We start from the raw sequence: 14884 nt of genomic DNA, 5'->3' as shown, positions 1-14884 counted from the left end.
CTCACGCAGCATTGACGTTAAGCGTGCAAATAACAATGTTGATGACGGTTCTGGAATTACCAGTGCGGCCTTTAAAGGATGCGCCATAACGTCGCATTGATTGACGTTACCGCGTCACAGCGATCCGTTCACAAGAATCACCGCGTTGAAATCCGGTTCGAAACATGGGACGAAGCATTAGAAGACGCAGCCGGTAATGACGTAGGCGCGCAGCAACGCATTGCGAAGAAAATGGTGAAGGATCGGGTATCAGTCAACTGTAATTGCGGGCGCTATCAATACTGGTATCGCTACATCGCGACCGCTGGCAATTTCACAAATTGCGCCGCCAAAAGAGTACGTCTATCCCAAGTTAAAAAACCCAACGCTGGAAGGCGTTGCGTGTAAGCACATTATTCATGCCCTTACCCGTATGCAGGGTTCAGGCTGGCAAAGTCGCGTGCTGATGACGTTGCGGAAGAATGCCGCTGGCGAGCATTACGGAGACGATCCCAAAAAGACCACGGAATATTTTACGGACGATGAAATTAAACGCCTCAATCGTAACCGTAAGAGTCAGACTAATCAGCGAGCCGCTCGCGCCGAATTTAATCGTTACCAGGCACGTCTGGACGCACTGGCCGGGAAGCTTAAGGCGACTGACAAGCAGCAACTTACCAAGACGCGTAAGCAATTACTCAAAGCGCGAACCATTACCCAAAAAAGAGCAGGCCCGCCGCGAAGCCGCGCAAAGAAAGCTGGAGGAAGCTACAGCCGAACGTGACGCGCTCAAACAGCAACTGGCCGATACGCTGATAATGCAAAAGCAAATATTCATAGACGCGCAGGTAATGGCTGGAAAAACGCCGGAACAAGCTCGTCGCGCTTACCTTGAACACGTTAAAAGTAAATTAGGCAATTAATATGGGACGTTTTGACAGTTTCTTTACCGACGATGAAGCAGCGTTACCTGAGAATGCACCAATTGAGGTTAATTCTGTACCTTATAGCAACCAAAATAACACCACTTTAATACCATTAAAGAGCCAAAACGGAACCAATACAGCTCAAAATAAACCACAGACTACTAATACCGAACCAGATAGCGCCACCAGCGCGCCAGATTCAACCTCTGCCGCATTTACCTTATTGAGTGAGGAAAGTGCGCCAGTAAGCGAGCAGGACAGCATAGAAGGCGTTACAACCAGCGAAGTCACCACGCAAGCCACATTACCTGCTGACATTGCCAGCCGACCGCAAACAGCCATGAAGGCCCGCTATTCTGGTCATGCCCTGTTTAATGACCTTGTACGCCGAGACTGGCAACTCGCTATTGCTGCCGATCCGTTTGCTTTCGATGCGCTGCTTTATGTACCAACTGATTCCAGCGCAACCGAAACCGATCCCGATGCTGGTGGCGATGACCATGACGAACCGGCATACACCGAAATCAATACTAATCAGAAAACCCTGACTTATGGCGATCCGGTAAAAGTGGCAGTGCTGGACTGCCCGGACGAACGCCCTGAATTTTCTGCCTCAGACAATGACGGCGATCTGGATGGTGGCATAGATGACGTTTTGATTTTACGTATCGCCCCGCCGCTGGAAGTGATCGATGCCAACAGCGACGAGGAAGCCGATCACCCGATCATTCGCGCCTTTGTGCCAGTTGGTTCAATTCTGGAATGGAATGAAGCCCTGGCGGATGGCTCTGAGTCACGTAGCTGGTGGTATGTCCATCGTATCTTTACCTATGGTACCGCGTCAGTAGGTTCGCTGTATTACTGCATCCCTGCGCGCAATTATGACGCCGTAATGGAGGCAACCAGTGAATAACCTCAATAACAGCCTTCTTGCCAGTCTTAAAGAAATCCACCTTGAGCCAACCGGCGAATATGAGGTGAGCGGCTTCCATGAAGTCGATGGTGCAGCAGCCAGTTACGTCAGCCGCATTTTGATACTGCCTGCGTGAATACCGTAGGCACCGAAAACACGGCATATAACAGATTCATTGAAAGCGCCCCGGCTAAGCGTGTCGTCGTGGGTAAGTTCGATTCGCTGGTGGAATTTCTTCAGATGCTGCGCCGCTCGCGTGGGCGACCGAAAGCGCCGGAAGTAAGCACTGATGCCCTGCCAATAATCAATGTTAGCCGATCCTATGACGTCGTTTACTCCACCAGCGACCAGAAGCGAGATACTCGCGCCAGCCTGAAGCTGGAAACCATTGAAGATGGTAACGGGAAAACCTATGCGGCACTTGACCGTTCGCAGGCGGCACTGACTTATACAATTTCCGCGCTGGCATTTGAGAAAGAAACGTTATCGCTGATGCTTAACGCTGTTTCAATGCACCTCAAATTTGCGGTTCACCAGTCATTCAGTGTGCCGGTGATGCTGGCAAACTCGACCGTGGATCTGGATTGCACCTTTACCGACTCCGCGATCTGATTTGGTCCGATATGTCGGCCCCCACGGCCACAGACCGCCTGTATGCCGCCTCAGTCACGCTGACAATAAATGCTGACGTTGTACGCGCGCTGGCTGTGAACGCGGTAACACACCGCGTAGGACTGTACTCAAGTGGGATGACGGCGCAGCATGGCTAATAAAGACTCCAGTAAGCAACAAATGAGCCAGCTCTTTCTGCAAACCGCGCATGTGATCATGGACAAGAAAGAGATTGAAATTCCGCGCCCGATGATTACCACGTCCTCCTATATCGAAGTGATGAACGTCCGTTCGCCTATCCTGCAACTAAAAATCCGAGACGTTAGCAATTACGTGACCAATGAAATCGGTTTGAAGGCCGGTTCGCGTGTAATCATTAAGATGGGCGGCGGCTTAGACCAAAACGGCGAGACATGGGCAGAAACGATGGTTGTAGTTTCCCCACCATACAGCGGCGACGTGCTGATGCTTAACCTTGTGCCAGAGGCGCTTTACATTCTCTGCCAGCCAGCTAACAAACCGGCGTTTTTCGTAGACAAGCAGCCGCTGACTATCCTCAAGGCGCTGATACCTTCAGGCGTGAAATTATTGCCAGATGGATTCCCGCGACTGGTCACGTATCACCTGAATATGGGCCAAAAAGCCCACCAGCGTGCTTAATGAAATGGCTATAGATCATGGAGCGCGAACCTGGCTGGCACGGGGTACGCTTAATATGCGCCTGCTGGCGTCGCTCTATAGTCAGAAGCCTGCCTTCACCTATGAAATGAACAATCCTAAAGCGGCGCGAACGCTTATCAAGGTTAGCGCGATCAACCAGGACGAAACCTTTTTGAGTAAAGTGCGTTTTCGGTTTACGGGATACAGCGAAACCGAAGGGTTTATTTCCGTGGGCGATCCGTCCTATCCGGTTAAACAGGTATCTAATGCCGACCGCGCAAACCTCCGCAATCGTCTCTATGCCCTCATACCCAAAATTGACGCTGAATGCGAAGGCAACGAGGCGTTAACCGTGGGAATGGTGCTGGATATTATTATTCATCGCTACAACTCAGAAAGTGGGCTGGATGAGTCTGTACCACAGAAGATGATCATCATGAGCGTGACGCACCACGAAGACCGCCGCGCATATTTTTGTCGCATGATTTTAGGAGTTGTTGTCAGTGCATAAGATTGATGGCAAGCGCCGTGCCGTGGTGATCGCAACAGTGGCAAAAGGCAACAAAATGAAAGCGCAGGTTCGCGTCCTGGCTGATTGGGATGAAATGGGCGACGACGCGCTACCGTGGGCAGAGTACATGCTGCGGCTAGACCGTTCATTTGAGCCAACCAAGCCCGGCGATCTTGTATGGGTTGAATTTCCTTATGGCGGTGACAGCCGCCGACCGATGATAGTCGGAGCCGCGCAGGATTGGGCGGGTGGAGTGCCGAACGTGCCGTCAGAGGCATCTGGAGTAGGCGAACAATATCAGCCACCAGATAAGGACGGCGCGCCACCAGCCCCGACAATGAGTCCTACAGCGGATATGGTGAGTAATCGCGACGGCGTGTTAATCATGCGCACTGCAACCGGCGCGTACTCTATGACACGAACTGAAGACGGTACGACGATTGGATTTAATGATAAAGGCAACGTCAGCATTATGAGCGAAGGGCAAACCTATGTGAACGCGACCGGCCCTATTACGATTATTACTGCCGGTGACGCGAAAATTGAAGCTGGTGGAAAAATGTCATTTAAGGCAGCAGAAATGGAATTTATGGCTGACAAAATTAATATGAAAAGGGCTAAATAGAAAGTTTCTCGCTCAAATGATTTCACTACCTTGTTGTATCATCGATCAATTATCAGTAGGAGGAGTTATGAGCGAGATTATTAAAGATGCTGCTAATGATGCAGTGAACCATGTTAAAGAAACTTTTTCTCACCGTTTCAACGGTGCTTTTACAGCCTATGTTGCAACTTCTTGGGTTGCCTATAATTGGTCTAACATTGCATTGCTGTTCATGTCTAATGTGCCTGTTGAGCAAAGACTACAAGCTATCTATGGGCAAGATTGGTTATATACTCAATACCTTATCGTACCTGTTATGACTGGTTTTCTTTTATCCATTCTTATGCCTGGCATGAATGCTTTTGTGTCTAACCTAACAGCTATCTTTACCGCACATTCTGAAGCAGGTCAGGAATTAGCAAGACTAAAAGTAGGGAAAAAGTTAGCAGATGCAAGATTCAAAAACTTAACGCCGAAGCAAATATTGAAAACCTTGAAAAGCGGAGAAATGTTTTAAACACGGAAACATTAATTCTTGAGAAAAAAACCGAAGAATTTGCTCAGAAGTTGAAATCAACCCATTGTGGTGTTTTGACACTTGTTTTGAGATCTAATAAATTAATCAATGATATCAATGGTTTGTCTTCTGAATTAACCTTTGAGGAAGAACAGTTTAAAAAATATTTAATTGAGCTTTTTACTAATGAAGAAAGGCAAGAAGCGCAACGCTGGCGTGAAAAAATAATTAGTATTCTTGGACTTGAAGCTGCAAATAGTCTCCTGAAAGGCGATCCAAAGTCTCTATTGATAAGCGATGAATTGATACGCGAGACTATGAACGTTGTTATAAAAAATGCTCATTCATCCGAATCTTCTGAAGCATCTTGACCTAAGTCATAAATAATTCATGTTTCCATGTTGGAAACATGAAAAAGTACGCTATTATGTTTCCACGTTGGAACGTTTGAGGAAAAATGCACGTTATCTCAAGGGGCCGTTCAAGGAAGCGGCAGAAGATTTTCCAAACGATGCAACAGCATTGGATGCGACTTACCTAGTATTAAAAGGCGAAATTTTTGCGAATCCAGACGAGTTGAAGGCACAGTTTCCAAGCCTTGACCGGATGAAGTACAGGAACAAGTGGTGGGTGATTGATGTTGGTGGCAATAAGCTGAGAATTATGTTTTTGCAGACTTTGAGCGAGGCAAGATTTTCATAAAGCACATAGTTACCCACGCGGAATACGACAAGCTGGTTAAGAAGTATCGGGAGAGTAAAGAATGATTACCGAAGCCATTCAGGCAACAAATAACCTGATTAAAATTGTCCCTCTTCTGGGGGCAGTACCAATAAAAAAAGATTACGAACAGGCGCTTGAACTGGTGGAGTATCTTGTCGAGCATGACCTGATAGCCCGCTGGTAGATTTGCTGGCAGAAAAGGTGGCCCGCTATGAAGATAACGCGCCTGAGTTCGCTGAGTTCAACGCGCGCATTGCAGAAATGCCTCACGGCGTTGCCCTGCTACGTGTCTTGATGGATCAGCATGGGCTGACACAATCTTCATTTGTGGATGAGATTGGCCAGCGTTCGTATGTAAGCCGTATTCTGCGTGGTGAGCGCGTACTTACGGACAAACACAAAGCGAGACTTGCAGAGCGGTTTAAATTGCCGTTTGAAGCCTTCAATGAGCAAAGCACTCACTCAACCAAGCACGCCTGATCATTTCTTCCCACTTATAAACCCGCCATTGCGCGGGTTTTTTATGTCTACCGTATGGCCCGTGATAAAGATAAAAGGCTGTGTATGTATATTTATCTAATATATCATTAGAATAATAGACATCACTGGAGCCGTATCCATTGTTTACTCTTTTAAAAATGCCTGCGTTTACTCGCTCAGGCGTGATGACGCTATCAACCTCGGCAGGCTGAACGAATTACTTTCCGCTTATCCCTTTCTTCTGCGGGGCACAAGATATGTCCCGTACTGGCTGGCGTCCAATCACTAAAGACAGCAATCAGTTTTGCTACATTACAGGCAAAACATTCTGCTGGTGGCTCAGACCCAAAAGAAGATCATGCCGCCGCCAGTCGTAAAGAAAACCTGGACGCACGCGTTGATAAGCTGGAGCAAGAACAATCACGTCGCCTGAAAAAACGGAAAAAGACACGCTAAAAGACGAAGTGCTGCATACCCTTCTGCCGCGTGCCTTCACCCGTAACAGCTTTATTCAGATCTGGATTGACCTTGAGCGCCTTCGAATCGTCATAGATACCACAAGCCCGCGTAACGCGGAAAATGCGCTCGCCCTGCTGCGTAAGTCGATTGGCAGTCTGCCGGTTGTTCCAATCATGACCGTCAATCCACCAGCCTTAGAACTGACTGACTGGATCAAGCAACAGCGTGCGCCAGTACCTTTCGAAATGGGCGAAAGCACCTCTGCCAAAGTAATGAGCATTCTTGAATCAGGCGCGACCGCCACTTTCAAAAAGGAACCAGTAGGAAGCGAAACCCTGGAATCATCGCTTTCGGATGGGCGTCTCGTTTGTTCGCTGGCTATATGTCACGCCGGGGAATTCCTGACTGAAGTTACTTTGACTGACGATCTCATATTCAAGCGGATTGAATTCCCTGACGCCTTTAAAGACCGGAACGAAGATATCGCGGTAGATGAGGACGCGGATAAGCTGGCGCGTGCTGAAGCCGATTTCATCCTGATGTGCGACACCCTGGCACCATTATCTCTGATGCTCTGGAAGCGTTTGGGGGCGAAAGTGAAGCCTGTCGGTAGCCATTTATTCAAGCTAACTGCAAAACAGCAAGAGGCGATTAACGCGACGCGCCGCGATAAAGGCGCAGATATGACCGGAATGTTGAAATGGAATGTTAGTTTCGCCTGCGGCAAGGGTTGCACGATGCTTTCTGACCAGTGCGTAAATCGGGAAGAAGCTATATATGCCGCTGTTGAGCGTTTTGGTTCGAAGGTAATCAATGTCAGCTAACGCACCAGCCTCCAGCGCATTTACCTATGGATCAGTATGCAGCGGCGTCGAAGCTGCAACGCTTGCCTGGAAGCAATAGGCTGGCACGCCTGCTGGTTTTCAGAGATAGAAAAATTCCCTTCAGCCGTCCTGAAAGAGCGATGGCCAAACGTCCCAAACCTGGGCGACATGACCGCATTACCGGCGCGCGTACTTGCCGGTGAAATTCCTGCGCCGGATTTGCTGGTGGGCGGCACACCATGCCAAGCCTTTTCAATTATAGGGCTGCGTAAAGGGCTAAAGATGCCCGTGGGCAGCTAACCATGACCTTTGTGGAGTTAGCCAATGCAATCGACACCGTGCGTCAGCGTGAAGGAAAGTCACCAGCCATCATCGTGTGGGAAAACGTGCCCGGCGTGTTCAGTCAGCATGACAACGCCTACGGCAATCTTTTATCCGCGCTGGCTGGAGACGATGAAGAATTTGAACCTGGTGAGCGACCTGAACACGGCAAGCGCAACGCCTACTGGAGCTGGAGCAAGAAAGCAGGTAAGCACTTTGCAAACTGGCCGTTCGCTGGTTGTGTTTATGGACCACAGCGCCGCCTCGCCCGGCGCGTACTGATGCCCAACACTTCGGAGTGCCCAACGACGTAAAAGAGTCTTTCTTGTGGCAAGTGCTGGAAACGAGTGTGATCCCGCCTCGCTACTTTTTGAGTTCGAAAGCTTGCAAGGGCATTCACGGGCGCGCAGTGAAGCGCAGGCGCAATCTGCCAGCATTATTCAAGATGGCGCTGCAAAACAGCACGACGGCGGTTTAACAGCTTTTGGAGGCGGTAATTGCAGTGGGCCTATACCTGTCACAACGACGCTCACTGCACACGGCAATCGTATGGACTTTTGATACAGAGACGTTCATTGTCCATCAGCTACCACAGCTAACACTGCGCCGGTTGATGCCCGTTGAATATGAACGCCTTCAGGGTTTCCCGGTTGGACACACCCTGATTCCCTGGCGCGGTAAAGATGCCCGCCTGTGCCCTGATGCGCCGCGCATGAAAAGCCGTTGGCAACAGCATGGCCCGTGCCGGTTATGCGATGGCTAGGAAAAGAATTGACGATACATAATGAGCAATGATGCGATGAAAACTGACACTAATAAAGCACCAAAAGAACGCCATAAAGGAATCATAACAGCACCAATTCAACACCAAAACGGAACCAATAAGGAACAAAAAATTAGTTGTGTTGCAGTTAATCGTCCTGTCTTTAAATGGGCTGGTGGCAAATTCAGCGAGCTAGATAAAATAGCTGCGCATATGCCCGGTGGCGCGCGCTTGATTGAGCCGTTCGTTGGTGGTGGCTCAGTTTTTATGAATTTAAATTACCCGGCTTACTTATGTGCGGATTTTAACGGCGATCTGATTACCGCTTACACCATGATTAAAGAGCGCCCTGACCAGTTGTTGAAGATGATTAAGGACCGGTTTGAAACTGGCAATACACAACTGTCGTTCCTTATGGCTCGTGAGAAGTTCAATGACATGCGCTTCACTATGTCCGCACTGGAGCGCGCCGCCGATTTCATCTATCTCAACCGCCACTGCACAAGGGTTTAATGCGCTATAACCTGAAAGGGGAATTTAACGTAGGGTTTGGGAACTACAAGCGCCCTTACCTGCCAGAAACTGAACTGAACACATGCGCTGAACGTTCGTCAAAGGTTGAGTTCCTTCACGCCACCTTTGGGAGACACAATCAGCCACGCGGGTGCCGGTGATGTCATATTCTGCGATCCACCCTATCAGCCAATGCCGAAAACTGAGGGTTTTACATCATACGCGACTGGCAAATTTACGATGGCCGATCAGGAATCGTTAGTGCTTCATCTTAAAGCGGCTTGTGAGCGCGGGGCTAAGGCTGTGATCACAAATAGTAGCTCGGCATTGATTATCGAACTGTACAAGGATCACGGACTGACAATTAACCCACTACGTGCCCGCCGAAATATCAGTTCTAAAACAAGCACGCAGGCTTATGCAGATGACATCATAGCCTTATTTTAAGTGAATGTAGTGAAAATAAAGCATTGCAAAAAAGCACCAAACCAACACTAAAAAGGAACCAAATTGACACTCTTTTATACCATCAAAATCCACATAAAAATTAATTAGATAAATAGACTTACATGAGGATGTTTTTCATATTAGTATGCGAAGGCTGCGTTAAGTTGCAGCTTTGTTAATAATTTTTATGAGGAATTTCTATGTCTGGTAATGGAGGCGACAATGCCCACAATAACGCTTTTGGTGGTGGTGGGCGCGGTCCTACAGGTGGTGTAAATACAGGTTCTGGTTCAAGTGGTAATGCAGGTCGTGGCAATGGCTACTGGTCAATGGATGGCGTTAAGCCGACCAATTAGCTATGACTCCACTGGCCATCCAATCATTAGCATCAATGATGGCCCCTCATTGGGTCAATGATGATTCTCTGTATGGGTCTAATGGGAATGCCGGTAACGGTAATGTTCGTACAAGCGGAACAGCGAAGATTACTAACGGGTATCGTGCCGTAGTTAATGGTTATGTTTATACAGTTACCGTTGATGGAAATAATAACATCACAAGCGTAAGTCTTTATTCACGTCCGGCTTCATCATCACGTATAAACTGGAAAAATGGCGAAGAGTCACGCAAAATTCAGCACGGGCGCAAGTACAAGCGCAATTAGATATTGTAAAAGCAGCCGCTGCTGCTGCTGCCAAAAAAGCGGCTGAAGAAGCTGCTGCAGCTGAAGCTAAACGCAAAGCAGAAGAGGAAGCTAAACGTAAGCAAGCAGAATGGGACGCAGCTCATCCTGTTGAAGCTGCACAACGTGATGTAAATAACGCCACAAACACCATCAATGCATCTCAACCGAGAGTGAACTCAGATAGCTCTCAGATTAGTAATAATAACTCAGCTATTGCCTCTAAACAGGCACGTGTTAATCAACTACAAGCAGAACTGGCAACGTATGAGAAAACGTACAATTTGATGGAAGCGTAGCTGAATTGCGTCGTGCCCATGAATTATATGTACGTGTTTAATGGCCCCGATACAATGAAAGAGACGCTTTACAGTCTGAAATCATTACGCTTCAAAGCCAAAACACTTCTTTAAACAACGACCTTAATACACAAAGGGCTACGCAAATAAAGCTCAAAGTGATTTGGCATCTGCAAACCAACGCTTAAGTAAAGCTCAAGCAGATGCAGAAGCCAAACGAAAAGCCGAAGCAGCTCGCCAGGCGGCAGAAGAAGCCCGCGTTAAAGCCGAGCAAGAAGCGGCAGCTAAAGGGAAAGCTGCGGCTGAGGCAAAAGCGAAAGCTGCGGCTGAAGCAGCAACTAAAGCCGCCGCAATTGAAGCTGCTAAGTCTCGTCTTGAAGAACCAAATGTTTTCAGTGTTAAGCGGCGCTGCTGCGGCTATAGGTGCGTCCACCACCCCAACGGCTTTCGCTGAAACAGGTTTAGTTCAATTTCTCTTTCGGGTGCTGCTACGGCAGCTGGTCATTCGTTCGAAGCGTTGTCGTAGTGAGCTTTAGGTATTGCTGCCGTCGGAACGGGTATGGGTGCTTTAATTGCCGCAATTGGTTATATACCTGGCGCTGGAGAAGGCAGTGATCAAGTTCCAGGGCGCAATAATATTAATATGTTTTTCGACCGTGCTAGACCCAGCCGTACTTAATCTTCCCGATGATATGCTTTGAAAGCAGCATTGAATAAAGGTGGAACCGTAACATCATCTATTCGTGGTCGTGTATTTTATGACAACGATCAATTTAATACTGAATTGGTACGAACCGAAAAGCCAACTTCTATTCGCGTTGTAAAAGCGGTTAAAGATGCAGTAACTGGTTTATATGGTTACACCGTGCCGCAACAGACACTTTGCCATCACGCACTATTCTAGTTTCTCCCGCAACAGTGCCCTGGAGCTGGTGGCCTTCCCACCATTGGTTAATCCTGTAAACCACGTTGTGGTGGGACCAATACTGGTAATCCGAACGTTCCTGATATAGACCTGGAAAGTTACTTCATATCCACTAAGTGATGAGCCGGATTTTAATGACTTCATTCTGGTGTTTGAAGAGTTAAACTAAGCCGATGTATGTCATGCTTCAGGATAGTCTCGATGATGGTATTTATACTCGTAAGCAATTGGATCGGAAGTATAAACATGCCCCGGACTTTGGCATTAGCGATACTAAGAAAAAACCGTGAAACGTTGACTAAATTCCGTGACGCAATTGATGCGCACCTGGAAGACCCCTCAACTGTTGAAAAGGTACTTACGCCTTAGTTGAAGGTTCTAAAGTCTATTTTAATCCAAAAAATTTGCGCGTTGTTGTGTTGATAAGGGATGGGATGTTTATTTCGGGCTGGGTTCTGGACCCATTCAAGACTAACCAATATGATTTTTATATCAAAACAGGAAAACTAAGATGAGCCAGAGCTTATTACAATTTGCCAAAGATTTCGTTGCCGGTAAGATTTCAGCGGAACAATTTGCCGATCCTTATCAAGCTAAATGGAAAGCTGAACGTGATTCTGGTGCCTTATCAAAAGACCAAGTGCTTCTCTAACGAAAAGCTATCCACTCTTTCTGTTTAGCTGACCAGTACAATCCAGAGACGACGGGACATTACTCTGAATTTGACGCTGAGGAACTCAAGCGTGTAAAAATTTGCTGGAAAGTTAACAACTGACATCACGTTTACATTCTTCTAATTGCAGCCGCACATGCGGGCTTTTAACACCTTTTGGTGCCTTTTAGGTAGTAAAGCGGATGCTTATTAACTTTACCGAATTTGTACCAATAAGGTACAAAATGAGGTTATTTCTTTCCAGCGAGACGGTAATGATTGACCGGAATATCTGGTAGCACTAAATTTGTACCAACTTGATGCTAAAATTACACAGGAATGGTGCCATGATTGTACTGCTTGGAAATGAGAAAGGTGGTTGTGGTAAATCGACGCTAAGTTGCAATATCAGCGCCGAATTGGCTCGTCAGGGCAAAGATGTACTTTGATTGATGCCGATAAACAAGGAACCGCTTCGCGCTGGATTCGTGATCGTAACCAGAATGAAAGCCTACCGTAATTCACTCGATCCAGAAATTCGACAATATCCGTGAAACCATACTTGATATGGCCAAACGCTACGAAATTGTTGTTGTCGATACTGCTGGCCGTGACAGTCGCGAACTGCGCACCGGCATGACTGCTGCTGATATCTTGCTGGTGCCCTTCAGCCTTCTCAGGCAGATTTAGATCCGCTGCCGCGTATGGAAGAACTGATTACTGCCGCTAGTGATATGAACCCTTCGCCTAGGTGTCTGCGTACGATAACGATGGCTCCGTCAAACCCGGTTATCAACGAAACCAAAGAAGCGCGTGAATATCTCGCTGGTATCCGCAAATGGAATTAATGCGCACGATCATCCGTGACAGAAAGATTTATCGTGATGCCCTTTCTGAAGGAAAGGTGTAGTAGAGATGAATAACTCACAGGCTAAGGCCGAGATTCAGTTACTGGTTAAGGAGTTGTTGTAATGGTTAAGCCACGTTCTCGCGAAGATAAAAACACAGCAACTGATCCTGAACTGGAAAAGAAAATTGAAGCCTTTGCCGCTGGTGCTGATTTAAATCCCGGCGATAAGCCTGCCCCGGCAGAATTAAATAAAGACGCATCACGCGACTTTAAATCTATACGCGTGCCCTTCAATGAATATGAATACAACGTGTTGGATGAACTTTGCAAAGCATAACCGTTCAAAGCTGAACATGATCCGTCATGCCTTGCTTCTACTGGCAGAGAAAAGAGGAACAAAGTAACGCCTTATTGAATCCGTTGTGGTTCCTTTATGGTGTAAATTGGTACAAAAAGCTCCTAAATGGAGCTTTTTATTTAGTGCTTACATTTCTCTTTTCATACCTTCTATCGGTAAACTCACTTTCGCTAAGGTAGCTCGCATTCAACCAAAGCGAGGCCATAAAGTGACAAGTATCAAAGAACTTCCACCATTCGTTCAGCGTATGTGCGAAGAACGCACTGAACTCAAAAACCGTATTGATAAAGCGAGCGCCTTTACTGCCACCACTCAATATGCGGCGATGAGTAGCTATGACCGCACCCTGTTTGATATCCAGTTAGAAATAATGAATTACTACCTCAACCTGCTTAAGAAACGTATTGAGCGAACGAATGAGCAAGGCAAACAGGTGGATTAATGCCAATCATCGCAATCAAGGGTTCAGTTTGTTCCGGGCATGGTGATTTTCCGCCGCGCTCGGACGTTGATGGCGAGTCGCTCTCACTATCAACGGTATACCAGTGATGGTGGACGGCAACGCTTCGCAGAGCACACAAACGGCGATGAAGTCCACGCGGGTACAGCAATAAGCACGCGCCCGTGGTGGTCAATCAACGGTAAAGGAGTTGTGTGTGTCGATGATCCTGTTTCCTGTGGTTCTGGTAGCGACCGGTGATGCGCTGGTTGAGGGGTGTCTTGATGCTTGATAACGATAACCAGTTGGCCGCGTATCGGCAGCTAAATAAAACCGGGTTTAGGCCACCCGATTCAGTGGTTCTGGCCACCAGCACCAGCAGCCAGGCCAAATCATTATCAGCGGCGCTGGCGGCAGTTGTTTTACCCAGTTTGACCTATCCGGGCAACATTGCTCCGTCTGTAACCAAAATATCGGATGCCATTGCCGTGCTCGATGCTGTCAGCGCAGCGACAAATGATTTTGCGTCGTACTTCGTTAAGTTCAGTCACCTTCTGAATTGCTGAACGTAAGCATTGGCTAGGGCGCTGTTACCTGAAGGGTGAAAGTTTGCCCGATACACAGTCGCCCGTACTGGTAACAGCAATTGCTGACTCGGTGATCGTAAAGGCAATGGCCGATGGTTTGGCAATTGTTAGCACTGCGGATTTGATAAACATTGGGGTGAGATCAATACGGTTTTTATGAGCAAGTGCGGCTTATGCTGGTGGAGCGTCTCAATCAGGTGAGCGGAACGGCGGGCGCTGTAGCCACCGTGAGCCACGATACCCCGCCTCACGCCCGGTAACGGCAAGCCTTGAACTGAAAAAACACGCTCAAAATCGCTTACAGAGGCAAAGGCGAATCTGATCAAACTCAGCACTTCACAGGTAAACAATCCGTCGATACAGCAAAAAAAGCGTTTACTAACGCCGTAGGTATTCGTTACTGGATTCGATGAAAGACAACGCGGCAATGGGACCGGCTATAAGTCGATCACACCAGCAGCCGTGACAGGACGCGCTTAAAGGGGTTTCTCGTGACAGGGCGTTATTTAAAAAACAGCCCGGATGACGCTGGGAACGTTTAAAAACATCAAGCGGTACGTGCTGGTGGCTATAGCGCAATCATTGCTGTGCTTGGTGGCTCTGTCGTCTACAGCTCGCAGGTGAAAACTATTGCGATTCAAGCCGGACCATTAAACAAACCGGCGAGAATTAGGTTCGGCGCTGCAAGAAAATGAATTGCTCAAACTCAATGTTAAGCAGGCAAAGCAAGGTCGAGAAGAGGCTGAGCAAAAGTATGTCCGTCTCGATGCAGAGCAGCAGGCGAATGCAATAAAATTAGAAGAGGCTGAACGTGAAAACAACGCATTGGGCAAACGCATA

19 protein-coding genes and 3 pseudogenes are annotated in these 14884 nt (G+C 47.7%); all 22 read left to right on the top strand.

The genetic code is table 11. From position 1 onward, the window contains the following. Positions 1 to 461 precede the first annotated feature (461 nt). The 22 genes and pseudogenes from O3W44_RS21820 (at position 462) to O3W44_RS21695 (ending at position 14023) form a co-directional block, all read left to right on the top strand. Positions 462 to 902, top strand: coding sequence for a hypothetical protein (locus tag O3W44_RS21820; RefSeq protein WP_269294822.1), 441 nt, complete (start codon positions 462 to 464; stop codon positions 900 to 902). Position 903: 1 nt separating this feature from the next. Further along, positions 904 to 1818 (top strand): phage tail protein, encoded by a 915-nt coding sequence (locus O3W44_RS21815; protein WP_269294821.1) that lies wholly within the window; start codon positions 904 to 906, stop codon positions 1816 to 1818. Next, complete coding sequence (locus O3W44_RS21810; RefSeq protein WP_269294820.1) at positions 1811 to 1954, top strand: hypothetical protein; 144 nt, start codon at positions 1811 to 1813, stop codon at positions 1952 to 1954. The genes O3W44_RS21815 and O3W44_RS21810 overlap by 8 nt, the downstream gene beginning before the upstream one ends. Then, positions 1951 to 2430: a hypothetical protein gene (locus O3W44_RS21805; RefSeq protein WP_269294819.1), complete on the top strand. Its 480-nt coding sequence runs from the start codon at positions 1951 to 1953 to the stop codon at positions 2428 to 2430. The genes O3W44_RS21810 and O3W44_RS21805 overlap by 4 nt, the downstream gene beginning before the upstream one ends. 150 nt (positions 2431 to 2580) lie before the next feature. Continuing rightward, positions 2581 to 3090: a hypothetical protein gene (locus tag O3W44_RS21800; RefSeq protein WP_269294818.1), complete on the top strand. Its 510-nt coding sequence runs from the start codon at positions 2581 to 2583 to the stop codon at positions 3088 to 3090. Between the two features lie 4 nt (positions 3091 to 3094). Continuing rightward, positions 3095 to 3601 carry a hypothetical protein gene (locus O3W44_RS21795; protein ID WP_269294817.1) on the top strand — a complete coding sequence of 169 codons (507 nt, stop codon included), beginning with the start codon at positions 3095 to 3097 and terminating at the stop codon, positions 3599 to 3601. Then, positions 3594 to 4226, top strand: a complete 633-nt coding sequence (locus tag O3W44_RS21790; protein WP_269294816.1) for a baseplate protein — start codon at positions 3594 to 3596, stop codon at positions 4224 to 4226. Before O3W44_RS21795 ends, O3W44_RS21790 begins: the two co-directional genes overlap by 8 nt. A gap of 67 nt (positions 4227 to 4293) precedes the next feature. Next, the gene (locus O3W44_RS21785; protein WP_269294815.1) at positions 4294 to 4722 is read left to right on the top strand and encodes a hypothetical protein; all 429 of its coding nucleotides are present in this window, start codon (positions 4294 to 4296) and stop codon (positions 4720 to 4722) included. A gap of 50 nt (positions 4723 to 4772) precedes the next feature. Beyond that, positions 4773 to 5093 (top strand): hypothetical protein, encoded by a 321-nt coding sequence (locus O3W44_RS21780; RefSeq protein ID WP_269294814.1) that lies wholly within the window; start codon positions 4773 to 4775, stop codon positions 5091 to 5093. An 86-nt stretch (positions 5094 to 5179) separates the two neighbouring features. Then, positions 5180 to 5489, top strand: a pseudogene (locus O3W44_RS21775) (type II toxin-antitoxin system HigB family toxin). Then, positions 5486 to 5925 (top strand): annotated as a pseudogene (locus O3W44_RS21770) (helix-turn-helix domain-containing protein). The pseudogenes O3W44_RS21775 and O3W44_RS21770 overlap by 4 nt, the downstream one beginning before the upstream one ends. A gap of 419 nt (positions 5926 to 6344) precedes the next feature. Beyond that, positions 6345 to 7208, top strand: coding sequence for a recombination-associated protein RdgC (gene rdgC, locus O3W44_RS21765; protein WP_269294982.1), 864 nt, complete (start codon positions 6345 to 6347; stop codon positions 7206 to 7208). Further along, a pseudogene (locus O3W44_RS25145) lies at positions 7198 to 9252 on the top strand (Dam family site-specific DNA-(adenine-N6)-methyltransferase). Before rdgC ends, O3W44_RS25145 begins: the two are co-directional and overlap by 11 nt. Before the next feature lie 200 nt (positions 9253 to 9452). Beyond that, positions 9453 to 9608 (top strand): hypothetical protein, encoded by a 156-nt coding sequence (locus O3W44_RS21735; protein ID WP_269294810.1) that lies wholly within the window; start codon positions 9453 to 9455, stop codon positions 9606 to 9608. 788 nt (positions 9609 to 10396) lie between these two features. Further along, positions 10397 to 10687 carry a hypothetical protein gene (locus O3W44_RS21730; RefSeq protein WP_269294809.1) on the top strand — a complete coding sequence of 97 codons (291 nt, stop codon included), beginning with the start codon at positions 10397 to 10399 and terminating at the stop codon, positions 10685 to 10687. A 243-nt stretch (positions 10688 to 10930) separates the two neighbouring features. Next, entirely contained in the window at positions 10931 to 11137 is a 207-nt protein-coding gene (locus tag O3W44_RS21725; RefSeq protein ID WP_269294808.1) for an S-type pyocin domain-containing protein, read from the top strand. A gap of 532 nt (positions 11138 to 11669) precedes the next feature. After that, positions 11670 to 11810: a colicin immunity domain-containing protein gene (locus tag O3W44_RS21715; RefSeq protein WP_269294807.1), complete on the top strand. Its 141-nt coding sequence runs from the start codon at positions 11670 to 11672 to the stop codon at positions 11808 to 11810. Between the two features lie 347 nt (positions 11811 to 12157). Next, entirely contained in the window at positions 12158 to 12259 is a 102-nt protein-coding gene (locus tag O3W44_RS24735; protein ID WP_331283458.1) for a ParA family protein, read from the top strand. Positions 12260 to 12377: 118 nt separating this feature from the next. Beyond that, the gene (locus O3W44_RS24730) at positions 12378 to 12500 is read left to right on the top strand and encodes a hypothetical protein (protein ID WP_331283457.1); all 123 of its coding nucleotides are present in this window, start codon (positions 12378 to 12380) and stop codon (positions 12498 to 12500) included. 281 nt (positions 12501 to 12781) lie between these two features. After that, entirely contained in the window at positions 12782 to 12997 is a 216-nt protein-coding gene (locus O3W44_RS21705) for a hypothetical protein (RefSeq protein WP_269294806.1), read from the top strand. A 229-nt stretch (positions 12998 to 13226) separates the two neighbouring features. After that, positions 13227 to 13460, top strand: coding sequence for a crAss001_48 related protein (locus O3W44_RS21700; protein ID WP_269294805.1), 234 nt, complete (start codon positions 13227 to 13229; stop codon positions 13458 to 13460). Positions 13461 to 13741: 281 nt separating this feature from the next. Next, the gene (locus tag O3W44_RS21695; RefSeq protein ID WP_269294804.1) at positions 13742 to 14023 is read left to right on the top strand and encodes a hypothetical protein; all 282 of its coding nucleotides are present in this window, start codon (positions 13742 to 13744) and stop codon (positions 14021 to 14023) included. Positions 14024 to 14884: the final 861 nt, after the last annotated feature.

The organism is Pantoea sp. LMR881 (assembly GCF_027157825.1).
Classification (GTDB): domain Bacteria; phylum Pseudomonadota; class Gammaproteobacteria; order Enterobacterales; family Enterobacteriaceae; genus Pantoea; species Pantoea haifensis.
This window is presented reverse-complemented; position numbering and strand designations above follow the sequence as displayed.